Source organism: Protofrankia symbiont of Coriaria ruscifolia (assembly GCF_900634745.1).
GTDB classification, from domain to species: Bacteria; Actinomycetota; Actinomycetes; order Frankiales; family Frankiaceae; genus Protofrankia; species Protofrankia californiensis.
Genome location: NZ_CAAAFR010000015.1, coordinates 18,835 through 32,406, shown reverse-complemented (window position 1 = coordinate 32,406; position 13,572 = coordinate 18,835). Strand labels below are relative to the sequence as shown.

The window sequence follows — 13,572 nt, the reverse complement described above, 5'->3', positions numbered from 1 at the left end:
TCAGCCCCGGTCGAAGTCGGCGTCGATGACATCGTCGGCACCGGTCGGTCCGCCGGCGCGCGGCGGCTGTCCGGGCCCGCCCTGACCTGTCCCAGACCGGCCGGTTGCACCGGGTTGGCCGGTTGGAGCAGTCCGGCTGGCCGCGAGACTGTGGTAGACCTGCTGCAGATCCGAGGTCAGCGACCTGACCCGGTCCAGCGGCGCCTCCTCCTTGATCGCCTGACGGGCGTCGGCGACCAGCATGCCGGCACGCGCCTTCTCATGCGGCGGTGCCGCGTCGCCGACGTCGGCCAGCAGCCGCTCGACCTGATAGGCGACCGTGTCCAGTTCGTTACGGGCGTCGATCGCGGCGCGCAGCGCCTGGTCCTCGGTTCGGTGCCGTTCCGCCTCAGTGATCATCCGTTCGACCTCGTCCTTCGGCAGGTTCGAGGTCTCACTGATCGTGATGGACTGCTGCGCGCCGGTGTCCTTGTCGCGAGCGGTGACGTTGAGGATGCCGTTGGCATCGATGTCGAACGTCACCTCGATCTGCGGCCCGCCCCGCGGGGCCGGCCGGATGCTCTCCAGGCGGAAACGGCCGAGCACCCGGTTGTCCGCGGCCCGTTCCCGCTCACCCTGCAACACCACGATGTCCACAGCCGGCTGGTTGTCCTCCGCGGTCGAGAACACCTCCGACCGCCGCACCGGGATCGTGGTGTTCCGTTCGACGATCTTCGTCATGAGGCCGCCACGGGTCTCGACACCGAGCGAGAGCGGGGTGACATCCAGCAGGAGCACGTCGGAAACCTCGCCCTTGAGCACCCCGGCCTGGATCGCGGCCCCCAGCGCCACGACCTCGTCCGGGTTGACGCTCATGTTCGGTTCCTTGCCGCCGGTCAACCGGCGCACCAGCGTCTGCACCGCCGGCATCCGGGTCGCGCCACCGACCAGGATCACCTCGTCGAGGTCGTCGGCGGTGACCTTGGCGTCCTCCATCGCCTGGCGCACCGGCCCCATCGTCCGCTCGACCAGATCGGCGGTGATCTGCTCAAACGTCGACCGCATGACCGCGGTGGTCAGATGCCGCGGCCCGGACGCGTCGGCGGTGATGAACGGCAGGTTCACCTGGGTCTGGGTGACCGAGCTCAGCTCGACCTTCGCCTTCTCCGCAGCCTCGAACAGACGCTGCAACGCCTGGGCATCCTGGCGCAGGTCGATGCCCTGCTCGCGCTGGAAGGCGTCGGCGAGATGGTCGACCAGCCGGCGGTCGAAGTCGTCCCCGCCCAGATGGCTGTCGCCGGCCGTCGCCCGGACCTCGACGACCCCGTCGCCGACGTCGAGGGTGCTGACGTCGAAGGTGCCGCCGCCGAGGTCGAACACCAGCACGGTCTCGTGGCCGTGCTTGTCCAGCCCGTAGGCCAGCGCCGCGGCGGTCGGCTCGTTGATGATCCGCAACACCTCCAGACCGGCGATCCGACCCGCGTCTCTCGTCGCGGTGCGTTGCGCGTCATTGAAATAGGCGGGCACGGTGATGACCGCCTCGGTAACCTTCTCGCCGAGGTTCTTCGCGGCGTCGTCGGCGAGCTTGCGCAGCACCAGCGCGCTGATCTCCTCCGGCGAGTACAGCTTGTCCCGCACCGTGAACCGGACGGCGCCACCGGGACCGGACACCACGTCGAAGGTGACCGCCTTGGCTTCTTCACTGATCTCGTCGTAGTGCCGACCGATGAACCGTTTGGCCGAGTAGATCGTGGCCTTCGGATTGAGGATCGCCTGCCGCCTCGCCAGCTGACCGACGAGCCGTTCACCACTCTCGGTGAACGCGACCACCGACGGCGTAGTCCGCGAACCCTCCGTGTTCGGAATGACCCTGGGTTCACCGCCCTCCCAGGCGGCGATCACCGAGTTGGTCGTACCCAGATCGATACCTACTGCCTTCGCCATGACCTGCTCCCATCAGGAGCGAGCGGAACGGCCAGAAGCCGAACGCGCCCAAACGGGCCGTCCGAACCACCCGGGCTGGGAGGACCGTCCCGACTGAGCCAGCCGGACGCAGTCGGCCACACCACCCGATATCGGCCCAACGGGTATCACCCGCCGAGTGTTACGTCACCCAACCCGGTTCCCGATCCGTGCGCCTCAAAACCACGCGCGGAAATCCCTCCACGCCGTTCGACATGTCCTACCTGTCACATCGCCGCGGCTGCGGAGAAAGGGGATCCGGAGTCCTTGACGATCCCGTCCGACCTGCAACGGGCTGCGATGAACGTGCGGGCGTGGGCGGAGATGCCCTGTCAGGGGTCACCGTCGCTCTCCAGCCAGCGGGGCAGGGTGCGCAGCGTCCAGCCGTCCGGCCTTGTCCGGGCCTGCTTGAACCCCCGTCTCGGACGCTCACGTTTCGCCGTCCGGACGTTCGTGAGTAGCTGTGTGACACCGTGGTCCGTGGTGAGCGGGTTGTGGTGGGACGAGGGAGGACGCGGAGTACATCCGCCACCATTGCGACCGCTACCGCGGGGCGGCTGGCATCGAGCCGGAGGGGACGGTGGAGGCGGCTGCGGATCCTCGCCGGGTCGTCCGCAACCCCGATCCCAGGAGTCAGACCGGAGCGATCCGGCTCGTCGGCTACTCGCCGAGCGCCGGGTTCGTACTCACGGTGATCATCGATCCGGTGGACAAGGCCGGGATCACCGCATGGAAGATCCGCGAGCCAGCGCTCGGGTGAGGAGCCTGCGGGCTACGACCAGGTCGCGGTGGTCGGAGGGTCGAGAACGCCGATGACCTGGCCGTCCCGGTCGACCGCCCGGCGTCGGTCAGGCTGACGGATTCGCCCGGGCGAACGACTCCTCGGCGTCCAGCACGGACGACCCGTTGAATTCGGCCCAGGTGGTAAGCACCCGGATCGGTTCGATCAGGGTGCGGCCGAGATCGGTCAGGCCGTACTCGACCCTTGGCGGCACCTCCGCATAGGCCTTACGCCAGACCAGCCCGTTGCGTTCGAGTTTCCGCAGGGTCTGGGTGAGCATCTTGCGGGAGATGCCGCCGATGAGGTCGACCAGCTCGCCGTGGCGGCGCGGGCCGCGGGTGAGCGCATAGACCACGACGACGGTCCAGGTGTCCGCGATGATCTCGACAGCCGCCCGCGCCGGGCAGTCCGCGAGGAAAACGTCGCCAGGCGCGCTGAAATCTCCCATGGAACCAAAGGTACCGAGAAGACCTCCTGTTACCCGTGGTTCCTTAGGAACCACCTGGTTCCGATAGGGCTTCCTACTCTCACGAATGACCCTGGAAACCATAAATTCAGGGACCGTGAACTCGGGAAACGAGGAGCAGCGCTGATGACCGATCAGGCGACGACGGAGCACGCGGGCGAGGAAGGGACGCCGGCGTTGCCCGTGAGTGCCCGCCGGCTGTTCGCATCGGACCGGGAGGCGACCATCGTGACGATCGACCCTGATGGTGCGCCGCAGGCCTCGCTGGTGTGGATGGCCTTCGACGGGGGCGACCTCGTCTTCGGCGTGGAGGAGCATCGCCGGAAGGTTCGCAACCTGCGCCGGGATCCGCGAGTGACGGTCGTCGTCCACGACGACGAGCGAACCGCCGACGGGGTCGCGGACGGCCTCGTCCAGTACCTCACCGTGCGAGGCCGAGCGACCCTCCTCGGCCAGGGATCCCGGACGAGTTCACCTCGCTCATGGACACCCTCGCTCGGCGCTACCTCGGCACTGACGTCTACCCCTTCGGGAACCGCGGCTCCGAAACGGGGATGATCGTTCGGATCGCGGTCGAGCGGGTCGGCGGCGTCGGCCCGTGGGTGGCCTGACGCCCGCCCCCACCAAGATCATAACGACGCCAGGAGTTCGAAGCGGAGCTCGCCGGGTTCCGGTTCCCACCGGAGGTGGTTGTGCTTGCGGTGTGCTGGTATCTGCACTATGCCTTGTCCTACCAGGATGTCATCCTACCGGGACGTCGAGGAACTGTTTGCGGAATACATTCCGGTCATCGACCAAATGACCGTATACCGGTGGGTGTAGTGCTTCACCTCGCTGCTGATCGTCGTGGCCCGGCCCCGCCGGCACTTTCCCGGGGACCGACGGTGGCATTGTTGCATTCGCCGATTATCGGTGATCTTAACCGCAGATCTTTCCGTCGACGGAGCTCACGCGACCGCCGCACGGAGGTTTCAGACGCCCCGGAACGATTTTGGCGGACGCCTTTACCGGAGGATTGACGATCAAGATCGACTGGTCCTGAAGATAACAACAATGCTCCACGACCTCGTGCCGCAACACCAGCAACACCAGCAACACCAGCAACACCAGCAACTCCAGATCTTTTGGCGCTCTGATTACCGCTTCGGCGGGGCCTGGCATATCTTGCCTCCGCTGAACGCGACAGACCCGAATTCCCTTCCTTCCGTTGGGCTTACCCAATCGCGTCGGCCAGAAGGTCAACCTGGCCCGGTTCCGGGTTACACGGAAACAGCACCAACTCGTCGCACCCCGCCTCGGCGAAGGCGGCGACAGCATCGCGGACCGCCTTGTTATCGGTGAGCGCGCCCGCCACCACCTGTTCGGCGTACGCCCCGGCGAACGCATAATAGTGCCGGAGGTAGCTGTCAGCATGCGCGTGTGCCTCCGATCCCAGGGAGAAGTAGCCGAGTGCCGCCAGCCGTGGCCGGCCCTGGCGGCCGTGGGCTTCCCACGCAGCCTTCACCTGCGCCGCGGCAGGCCCGAACGCCTCCGGCGGCGCCCCACCGGCGATCCATCCGTCCGCGTGCTCGGCGGCCCGCTGGAAGGACCTCGGTGACTGGCCTCCGATCAGCAACCCGGGACGTACCGGTGGGGTGGGCCCGATCGCCCCCGCGTCGCCCCGCGGCTCGCCGGACCAGACTCCAAGCGCGTCCACCAACATCTTTTCGAATCGTCGCCCCCGGCCGGCAAAAGGAACACCGCCGGCCTCGTAGTCGTCCTCCCGGCCGCCCAGGCCGAGACCCAACACCAACCGGTTGCCGGAAAGATGCTGGATACTCGCGGCCTGCTTGGCGAACAACGCTGCGTTGACCCGGTATGGAAGGATCGCGATGGCGGTCAGGAGTTTGATCCGCTCAGTCGCCGCCGCCGCGGCCGCGAGCGTGATCAGAGGCTCGTCATTGGAGTAGACAAGACGATCGATGACACCGAGTGACAAGAATGCGGCGCGGTCCGCCCGTTTGGCCCACTCGAGGATCTGGCTGCCTTCGGCACCGGGAATGGTAGAGGGCAACCCAATCGAGACGTCCATTTCCTGTGCTCCCACTCTGGCGATTGCGGGTACTTTCCGGTGTCGGACATTTTGTGCGCGGCTAGGTAATCATTCGTCATCCGGAATATCCATGGGGACGCTGGCGTCAGCGTAGTGGGCGGTGACCGCATGCACAAGCGGTCGCCAGGTTCAACGCGACGAGCAGGATCGTGGTGCCGTGCCGGACGTAGTCGTGGGTGCGTTTTTCGCAGGAGTTGAACTCGATCGGCAGCAGCGGCTGGGTGCGGTCCAACGCCTGGGAAACAATGGGTATTGTAAGCTCATTGCGGGTGCGGACGTTGCGGAACTTCCTGACGGCTATAGCTGCTGCTGCTCCAGCAGCCATGACTGCTACGATCCGTATTTTCAGGCATTCTTGGATACCGGCGAAAATGTTCCGACGCGTGTTCCATGGGTCTTTTAGAGCTTGTTTCACAAAGACTGGTCAACTGCGGCGTGCTGTAACCAGTTATGCTTAGAGCATGCAGGACAGGCTGGTAGATCTCGCCGTCATACGTGATGAGGTGTTAAGCGAGGAGCTGTGGGAACGTCTGGTGTCGCCGCTCCCGGTGTGAGCCCGGCGATTCCGCCATTCGGGTCGGTTGCCGGTGGACAACCGAGCAGCGCCGGAAGGGATCCTGCGGGTGCTGCGGAACGATGTGCCGTGCTGGGAGTTGCCGACCTCACTGTTCGGAATGTCGGGGGTGACCTGCTGGCGCCGGCTGCGGGACTGGCGGGAAGCCGGAATCTGGCAGCGTCTGCACGAGGCGTCGCCGACCGAGTGCCATACCGCCGGGCTCCTCGACCTGCACCGGACATTGGTCCGCTCTTCGCACGTGCATGCACTCAAAGCGGACAGACAGGTTCGAACCCGGTCAACCGCGGCCGTCCCGACAGCACCATGTGATCACGGATGCTACCGGGGTGCCGCTAGCCGCGATCGTTACCGGTGGCAACCGGCGCGACGTCACCCAGTTGATCCCGCTGGCGCATACCACCTCGTCCACGAACCAGCGGTCCGCGAGAGAGGGCCGGCAGGGCCGGGCCGTCAATCAGCAGCGGGGTGATCCGCTGCACCCACCGCTGGATCGTGAGGTGGTCGACGACCAGGCCGCGTTCCGCGAGCAGCTCTTCGACATCCCGGTAGACAGTGCGTAACGCAGATACCAGCGCACCGCCAGCACACTTCCCCTCGGGTGGGAACCGGAACCCGGTGAACTTCGAGGCGGGGACCGGCGGACGGACGAAGCGTCGACGCACCCACCATGCCTGATTTAGAGCCCCTCGGATGCAACAGACCCGGTTCGGGGGTGTTGTCGCGGCGGGTTCGGAAAACGGGTACGTCCCCGGTTCCGAGTCTGGTAGGATTCGAAGAGTACTCGATGGTCACGCAGCGTCGTCATTGAAGGTGACGGGGTCGGGAGCCCGCGCTGGAGTGCGTGGACAGAGGATCAGTTTTTCTGTCCTCATGGTAGGCGGTTCTTGGTACAGCCCTTGCAGAGATAACCGCTTGATCGTGTACACAGACGCCGAGTAACGCATGAGGTCTGCCGGCGGGATCAACTGTGACATCGGTTGCCGGTGTCGACCGGGTATGAATTTCGAATGAGGGAGTAGGCTTATGGCATCACGTTCGCTTTTTTCATCACCACAGACTGCAGGGAAGTCAAGCACGTTGCGTCGTGTGAAGGTGACCGGCCTACCGCTGTTCCAGGAACCGGTGTACCCCCCGGGGGCTATCGTGGAGCCCGACGGTGACGAGCTCCACGATAGCCAGACCTCTTCCGTGTTCGTCGTCCCGGCGGACTCGACCGCGGATGCGCACGTTGTGGGGAAGGGAAGGCGCCCGATGGCGCCGCGAACGGGTCACACTGGCCGAACAGGCCGCATGAGCCGTCATAGCTGATCTCGCCGTGTTGGTGGCGGAAACTCGGTTCGTGCCATGCTGCCTGCCGGTGTTCGTGGATGAGTCCGCCGAGTCAATCACGTCGGCCGGCGCCTGCGCAAGCGTCCGCGATATCTCGATCGTGTTGGCGGTGAAGACGGCGTCGGGCACTGTTGTGTTCGCCGATTACCGGCGATCCTGACTGCAGATCTTCCCGTCGACGAGACTCATGTGCCCGAATCGCGGAAGTTTCAGACCCCTGATGTGGCCCGACGGGCCGTCAGGAGACCGCTTCCGCGCTGACGGTGCGTCGCTGCATACCGGAGTTCTCGCGCTCCAGGCCCCAGGTAAGGATGCGACGGGGATGGATACGGATGAGCTCACTGCTGAAGTGCGGGTCCGACGGATTGTGTCCGTGGATCGCCTCGGCCCGGCCGCGAATTTCGATACCCCGTACGGTCCATGGGCGGGGCGTGACCAGGTCGTCGATGACAAATGCCACCTGTGGGTTGACGAGGATGTTCTTGAACTTGCGGCTTTCGGCGAGGTTGCGCCCGCCGATGTCGAAGGTACCCAACTCGGTGTTGAAGCGGTACGAGACTGGGTTGTTCTACGGTGCTCCCGAGCTGTCAACGGTGGCCAGGCGCCCCAGGAACTGGCTGGTGACGTAGGTCAGCTCGATGTCCGGTCAGCAGCATGGATGTTCTTCCCTCATTTCCTTTCTGGACCTTCGTTCCTTCCGGAAGCACCATTCCCCACCGACACCCTGGATCGCACGGAAGGCGATCAACTGATCCGGCGATTGGGCGGCGCCGCACAGCGCGGAGGCGGCGGTGAACAGCACCACCGCGCCGAGGATCATCACGGCGGCGACCGCTGCGGCGCCGGGCGGCCGCCCTGGACGAGCGCCGATACGACCCGGAACGCTCACGGCGGCAGCTACTGGCCGCGGCCCTGGACGAGTTCGCCGCCAAGGGGTACTCGGGAGCCCGGGTGCAGGACATCGCCGACCGGGCCGGCGTCAACAAACAGCTCATCAACTACTACTTCGGCGGCAAGGAAGGCCTCTACCAGGGGCTCCGCGAGTAGCGGCGGGTGTCAAACCGGGTCTGACCGGGTCTGTTGCGTTGAGCGGGGTCAAGACATGGCAGGCCCTACCGGACCGGTGATCAGATCGCCAGGGTACGCTCAGTGAAGGCAGCGCCTACGTATCTGCACCCAGGCCAGCCGGTAGACGGCGGGCTGCACCGAGTCAGCGCGGTCGGTGCCCGTCTTCCGGACGACCACCCCACCGACGGGTCGTCTCCAGGGTGAACCCTGACACGCCGGAGATACGACGTCACCCAGGAGCCCCGACCTGCGGACAGCACAGTATGGGAAATTAATGTTCTGGGTAGCAGAGGAGACTTCACGTGACATCGACGCAGGATGCAGCCCGCGCGGCGCAGGCCCTGGGGCGGTCATTCACGGTCGGTAGCCTGGCTGTGGCGAACCGGATCGTCATGGCTCCCATGACACGCCAGTTCTCTCCCGACGGCGTGCCCGGCGACGATGTCGCGGCCTATTACGCCCGCCGGGCGGTAGGTGGGGTAGGGCTGATCATCACCGAGGGCACATACGTCAACCACGCTTCGGCCGGCAGCAGCGAGCGAGTTCCCCGGTTCCACGGTGATGTCCAGCTGGCCGGCTGGGCTCACGTGGCGGAAGCCGTTCACCAGGCCGGCGGTCGGATCATTCCGCAGCTGTGGCATGTCGGCGCGACACGCGTCGCGGGAGCCCCACCCGTCCCGGATGCTCCGCCGGTCAGCCCTTCCGGGCTGGCTCTGGACGGGACCCCGACGGGTCGCGCGATGACCCAGGCGGATCTCGACGATGTGGTACTGGCCTTTGCCGAGGCGGCGGCGGACGCCGAACGTCTCGGCTTCGACGGCATCGAGCTGCATGGCGCCCACGGGTACCTCATTGACCAGTTCCTCTGGGACAGCACCAACCAGCGGGACGACGCATACGGCGGAGACATCGTCTCCCGGACCAGATTTGCCGCTGAGATCGTGGCGGCCTGTCGTCGGGTGGTCTCGCCGGGTTTCCCCGTCTTCTTCCGCCTGTCCCAGTGGAAGTCCGGAAGCTACGACGCCAGGATCGCTGAGAGCCCCGAGGACCTCGATCGCCTGCTCGTCCCGCTGGTCGATGCGGGGGTGGACGTCTTCCACGCGTCGACGCGCCGGTACTGGCTGCCGGAATTCGAGGACTCGCAGCTCAACCTGGCCGGCTGGGTCAAAAAACTCACCGGCAAGGCTACGGTGACGGTCGGCTCCGTCGGCCTGGACAACGAGTTCGGGCAGGCCTTCGTTCCGAATGGCCGGTCCGGCGTCGACGACATCGACGCCTTGCTGGAGCGGATCGAACAGGACGAGTTCGACCTCGTCGCGGTCGGCCGCGCGCTGCTGGCCGACCCCGAGTGGACCACGAAGATCTTGAGCGGACGCGCGGACGAACTTGTGCCCTTCCGCACCGAGATGCTCGGGACTCTGCGGTGAGGACAGCACCGCCGTCCCTGGCGATGCTGGGGTCCGGTACTGGTTAGGAGTCTGTGATCAGGTGGTCGGTGTTCCCTTAGTTGACAGCGGCACTGTTGCATCCATCAAGACCGGCCGATCTTGGCTGTAAACCTTCCGGTGGAGTCGCCATCCAGAGGCGTTCCGGGGTGTCTGAAGCTTCCGTGATTCGGGCACATGGGCTCCATCGACGGGAAGACCTACAGTCAAGATCATCGATAATCGGCTAAACGCAACAGTGCCGTGCGACTACCGGAACGCACCGGCTGGCTTGGCGGCTTGTAGCAGCCTGTTGTCATCGGCCAGCAACTCCCGGACGAGCCGGCGGATCTTCTCAACGAGCTCGGGGGGATGCTCGGGTGACCATTCGTCGAGCAGCTCCAGCAGCCCCTGCTGGCGAGCGGTTGCGAGCCGGTCGATCGTGTCCCGCCCCGCGGGCGTAACGGTGTAGAGCGCCCCGTCAGCGGCGCCGTCGGATGGGTGGAGGTCGATCTGGCCGCAGCGGGCGAGCGCATCGACGTGGGGCCGGAGGCGCTTCTCGGGCAGGCCGAGCCGCCGGGCCAGCGCACCGACAGTCCCGGACGGGTGCGCCTCGAGCCGGTAGAGCAGCCAGCAGGTTGGTGGGTCGACGTCGAGGTGGGCCCGCGCCGCGAGCCGTTCGTACAGGCCGGCCCGGTTCTCGCGGCGGGCCAGCACGCAGAGCGCGCGCTCGACTTCCTGCAGGGAGGTTCGCTGCTGGGGCATCCCGAAGGTGTGGCCGGGTCGATTGCGCCGGTCGTCCGGCGCAGCCGGACCTCCGGAATCAACCAGGACAGTACGAACGCCGCGAAGGCGATCGGGATCGCAACCCGGAAGACGGTATGCGGGGACGCGGCATACGCCCTGATGAAACCCTTGTGTACGGCAGGTGGAAGCTTCGCGAGGGCGCCCGGGCTGGCGCCGGCCTGTCCGGAGAAACCCGCCGGCAGCCCCACCCCGGCGAGGTAGTGCCGCAGGTTACCGACGAGCGTGTTGGTGAAAATCGTGCCGAACACGGCGACTCCGAAACTTCCGCCTATCGACCGGAAGAACGTCGCCCCGGAGGTGGTGGTGCCGAGATCGCGGTATTCGACCGCGTTTTGCACCGCAATCACCAACACCTGCATGGTGGCGCCCAGGCCGAGGCCGAACACGAACATCGCAGCCGACATCTCCAGTCCGGTCGAGCCCACGCCCAGCATGGAGAGCAGGAACAGGCCGACGGTGGTGAGCGCGGTCCCCACGACGGGGAAGACCTTGTACCAACCGGTGCGGCTGATGAGCTGACCGCTGCTGATCGAGGTCAGCAGCAGGCCTGCCATCAGCGGCAGGAGCCGCAGTCCGGAGCCGGTCGGGTCGATGCCCTTCACGATTTGGAGGAACTGCGGGAGATAGGTGATCGCTCCGAACATCGCGAACCCGACGACGAACCCAACCGCGCCGGTGACACCGAACACGCGGTTGCGGAAAAGTCGGAGCGGTAGGACCGGTTCGGAGGCACGGCGCCCGACCTCGACGAACCCGACGGCGAGCACCACCGCCGCAACACCCAGGCTGATGATCTCCGGCGAGCCCCACGGGTAGGTGGTACCGCCAAGACTGGTCAGCAGGACAAGGGCGGTCGCCGTAGCGGCAAGCAGCATGGTGCCGAGGTAATCGACGACACTATGGACCCGCTCGCCGCCGGCCGGGAGCGCGACGGAGGTCACAGCGAGCACCAGGGCGCCGACCGGCAGGTTGACGTAAAAGACCCATCGCCAGCTCAGACTGTCCACGAAGAAGCAGCCGAGCAGCGGCCCGATCACGCTCGTGACGCCGAAGACAGCGCCCAACCCCTGGTAGCGGCCCCGATCGCGGGGAGCGACGACGTCGCCGACGCTTGCCTGAGCCGTCACGATAAGGCCGCCGCCGCCGAGGCCCTGAAGGGCACGGAAAACTATCAACTCGGCTATGGACCTGCTAAGGCCCGCGAACGCGGAGCCGGCGAGAAAAATGACGATCGCGCCCTGGAACAACCGCTTGCGTCCGTAGAGATCGCCGAGCTTGCCCCACAGCGGCGTCGACGCGGTCGAGGCGAGCAGATAGGCCGTGACCACCCACGACAGGTGCGACAGGCCACCGAGGTCGCCCACGATCGTCGGTAGCGCGGTCGAGACGATGGTCTGGTCAAGCGCGGCCAGGAACATGCCGAGCAACAGCCCGACAAGGATCAGCCACAGCCTCGTCAAGACCGAGCGCTCGCCGGCTGATCGGCCGGAACACGTTAATCATCAACTGCACGACCTGGAATCACGATCACACCCATCAACCGACCAGCCACTTTCTCAGGTCGAAGTAGCTAGGCGTTACGGCTGTGACGACGCGTCGATGGGTCCGGATTCCTGACGGCATCGGTTTATCCGCCTCCGACCGGGTAGAGACCTCGGCGTACCTGGCCGACAACGGCGAGTTGGGTCGTCGAGTGAGCTGAATAGGTGGAGGGGAACTCATGGCACTCCCCGTACGAAGCGTTGAACGTCCCGCCACGATGGTCAGGTGGGACCCGTTCCAGGAGATCGAGGACGCCTGGACTCGGATGGGCAGCCTGCTCGGTGATGTCGTCGGCCGTCCATGCAGATCCGGGGTCTCCGCCGGCTGGGATGTGCCTGCCGTGGTCACGGCGGCCTCCCTGCTCGAGGCCCGGTTGTCCGTGCCCGGTCCGAGCACCATTTAGACGTAGGATTCGTCGACATAACACCAGCGCCAGTTCTCGCCTGGTTCGAACGACGCGACGATCGGATGCCCCACGAGGTGCGCGTGGCCACGGGCGTGGCGAAGCGGCGAGGAATCACAACACCCGATATGCCCGCAGATCAAACATAGCCGAAGGTGCACCCAGGGCGAACCGATACGTAGACACTCCTCGCAGCCCTGCGGGGTTCGGGGCTGAACGGGCTGTACCAGCGCGAGATGCGGATCGGCACTAATAGTTGCCATGGGGACCTCCCGTTTCTGGCCGCGGCCTCCGGACGCACGGGTAAGGCGCAGGAGCACGGATTATGATATTGAAAACGCCCTTTGCGACATTGAACGGCACCCCGATCCGGGTTCGCCACGGAGTTGGGCGGATATTCCCCGGCCAGGCACTGACGAGCGCCCCGCCATGACACATCCAAATTTAGGTACTATGCTGCGATCTTCGCCGATAGGGGCCGCGCGGAACAGGGATCAGTCCGAGCCTCTGTTGCGGTAGCCATCAGCCCTCGCTTTCCTTAAGCAATCCAGTACCTCTGCATCCGAACTGATGTCGATCTTTTTCGGGGCCATGTCCGTTGCCGCACGACACAGTCAGTGACCGGGCATCTGGCATCTGGCATCAATGGATACAGGTCGCACATATCGCTATATATCGCCTGTCTCTGGAAAATGAGACCCGGCGTCCCGCACGATTGCCGAGCCACGCAGGTAATGTCACGGCTCCACCCTCCCTCCCCGCCGAAAGTCGGCTTGGTACCATCAGGGGGATCTGAGTCGATTACTTTCGGCTCATACCCGTGTTTGGCTTCGGGAAACGGGGCAGCCAGGTACACATAGAGCTGTCCCGCTTCGGGTTGCCGCGGAGCGGGAACCAGCCACTGGCAGTATCGGCTGCAGAGCGCAGAGCTCGGTGGTGTGCGGCGGCAGCCGGCGGTCCGGGTTTCGGTGAGGACGCTGCCCACCACGACGACCCGCAGCCGCCTGGTGGAATCAGGTTCCCTGTCGGGTCACCTGGCAACCCGGCGGCGAACTGTCGTTTTCGTCGCCTCGAACCGGGCGTCAAACACCTTCTGCCGCCGAGCATTCCGAGGGCAGCACGATGTGGAACCGTCTGTTTCG

Annotated in this window: 12 protein-coding genes and 5 pseudogenes; 7 read left to right on the top strand and 10 right to left on the bottom strand. The window is 65.6% G+C overall.

Features of this window, described 5'->3' with window-relative positions:
* Entirely contained in the window at positions 1–1,923 is a 1,923-nt protein-coding gene (gene dnaK / locus CV1CTNOD_RS01630; protein WP_131784412.1) for a molecular chaperone DnaK, read from the bottom strand.
* Between the two features lie 598 nt (positions 1,924–2,521).
* On the opposite strand from dnaK, the gene CV1CTNOD_RS25255 reads away from it, so the two are divergent.
* On the top strand, positions 2,522–2,701 hold the full coding sequence (locus tag CV1CTNOD_RS25255; protein WP_207386110.1) for a hypothetical protein: 180 nt from the start codon (positions 2,522–2,524) through the stop codon (positions 2,699–2,701).
* An 88-nt stretch (positions 2,702–2,789) separates the two neighbouring features.
* Here CV1CTNOD_RS25255 and CV1CTNOD_RS01620 read toward each other — a convergent pair whose 3' ends face one another.
* Positions 2,790–3,170: a winged helix-turn-helix transcriptional regulator gene (locus CV1CTNOD_RS01620; RefSeq protein WP_131784411.1), complete on the bottom strand. Its 381-nt coding sequence runs from the start codon at positions 3,168–3,170 to the stop codon at positions 2,790–2,792.
* A 144-nt stretch (positions 3,171–3,314) separates the two neighbouring features.
* On the opposite strand from CV1CTNOD_RS01620, the gene CV1CTNOD_RS01615 reads away from it, so the two are divergent.
* A complete protein-coding gene (locus CV1CTNOD_RS01615) occupies positions 3,315–3,746 on the top strand; it encodes a TIGR03618 family F420-dependent PPOX class oxidoreductase (protein ID WP_207386109.1) in 432 nt (143 codons plus the stop codon).
* Positions 3,747–3,874: 128 nt separating this feature from the next.
* Positions 3,875–4,070 (top strand): annotated as a pseudogene (locus CV1CTNOD_RS26150) (IS6 family transposase); the annotation flags it as partial.
* A 36-nt stretch (positions 4,071–4,106) separates the two neighbouring features.
* Here CV1CTNOD_RS26150 and CV1CTNOD_RS01605 read toward each other — a convergent pair.
* The 3 genes and pseudogenes from CV1CTNOD_RS01605 to CV1CTNOD_RS26145 form a co-directional block, all read right to left on the bottom strand.
* Positions 4,107–4,349 (bottom strand): hypothetical protein, encoded by a 243-nt coding sequence (locus CV1CTNOD_RS01605; protein ID WP_131784410.1) that lies wholly within the window; start codon positions 4,347–4,349, stop codon positions 4,107–4,109.
* Between the two features lie 52 nt (positions 4,350–4,401).
* Positions 4,402–5,259, bottom strand: a complete 858-nt coding sequence (locus CV1CTNOD_RS01600) for an LLM class flavin-dependent oxidoreductase (RefSeq protein ID WP_131784409.1) — start codon at positions 5,257–5,259, stop codon at positions 4,402–4,404.
* Between the two features lie 145 nt (positions 5,260–5,404).
* A pseudogene (locus tag CV1CTNOD_RS26145) lies at positions 5,405–5,518 on the bottom strand (IS630 family transposase); the annotation flags it as partial.
* A gap of 343 nt (positions 5,519–5,861) precedes the next feature.
* Here CV1CTNOD_RS26145 and CV1CTNOD_RS28050 point away from each other — a divergent pair.
* On the top strand, positions 5,862–6,326 hold the full coding sequence (locus CV1CTNOD_RS28050; protein ID WP_431607051.1) for a transposase: 465 nt from the start codon (positions 5,862–5,864) through the stop codon (positions 6,324–6,326).
* Here the strand turns inward: CV1CTNOD_RS28050 and CV1CTNOD_RS01585 are convergent.
* The 3 genes and pseudogenes from CV1CTNOD_RS01585 to CV1CTNOD_RS25245 form a co-directional block, all read right to left on the bottom strand.
* A pseudogene (locus CV1CTNOD_RS01585) lies at positions 6,313–6,519 on the bottom strand (IS6 family transposase); the annotation flags it as partial. The gene CV1CTNOD_RS28050 and the pseudogene CV1CTNOD_RS01585 overlap by 14 nt on opposite strands.
* 905 nt (positions 6,520–7,424) lie before the next feature.
* Positions 7,425–7,742: pseudogene (locus tag CV1CTNOD_RS01580) on the bottom strand (PPOX class F420-dependent oxidoreductase); the annotation flags it as partial.
* A gap of 90 nt (positions 7,743–7,832) precedes the next feature.
* Positions 7,833–8,009, bottom strand: coding sequence for a hypothetical protein (locus tag CV1CTNOD_RS25245; RefSeq protein ID WP_207386107.1), 177 nt, complete (start codon positions 8,007–8,009; stop codon positions 7,833–7,835).
* Positions 8,010–8,020: 11 nt separating this feature from the next.
* On the opposite strand from CV1CTNOD_RS25245, the pseudogene CV1CTNOD_RS26135 reads away from it, so the two are divergent.
* Together CV1CTNOD_RS26135 and CV1CTNOD_RS01570 are read left to right on the top strand one after the other, a co-directional pair.
* Positions 8,021–8,224, top strand: a pseudogene (locus CV1CTNOD_RS26135) (TetR family transcriptional regulator); the annotation flags it as partial.
* A 332-nt stretch (positions 8,225–8,556) separates the two neighbouring features.
* The gene (locus tag CV1CTNOD_RS01570; protein ID WP_131784407.1) at positions 8,557–9,681 is read left to right on the top strand and encodes an NADH:flavin oxidoreductase; all 1,125 of its coding nucleotides are present in this window, start codon (positions 8,557–8,559) and stop codon (positions 9,679–9,681) included.
* Positions 9,682–9,911: 230 nt separating this feature from the next.
* Here CV1CTNOD_RS01570 and CV1CTNOD_RS01565 read toward each other — a convergent pair whose 3' ends face one another.
* The gene (locus CV1CTNOD_RS01565) at positions 9,912–11,945 is read right to left on the bottom strand and encodes an MDR family MFS transporter (RefSeq protein WP_242606276.1); all 2,034 of its coding nucleotides are present in this window, start codon (positions 11,943–11,945) and stop codon (positions 9,912–9,914) included.
* 260 nt (positions 11,946–12,205) lie between these two features.
* On the opposite strand from CV1CTNOD_RS01565, the gene CV1CTNOD_RS26130 reads away from it, so the two are divergent.
* On the top strand, positions 12,206–12,430 hold the full coding sequence (locus CV1CTNOD_RS26130; protein ID WP_242606275.1) for a hypothetical protein: 225 nt from the start codon (positions 12,206–12,208) through the stop codon (positions 12,428–12,430).
* Here the strand turns inward: CV1CTNOD_RS26130 and CV1CTNOD_RS01555 are convergent.
* The gene (locus tag CV1CTNOD_RS01555; RefSeq protein ID WP_131784406.1) at positions 12,427–12,693 is read right to left on the bottom strand and encodes a UBP-type zinc finger domain-containing protein; all 267 of its coding nucleotides are present in this window, start codon (positions 12,691–12,693) and stop codon (positions 12,427–12,429) included. The genes CV1CTNOD_RS26130 and CV1CTNOD_RS01555 overlap by 4 nt on opposite strands.
* Positions 12,694–13,572 lie beyond the last annotated feature (879 nt).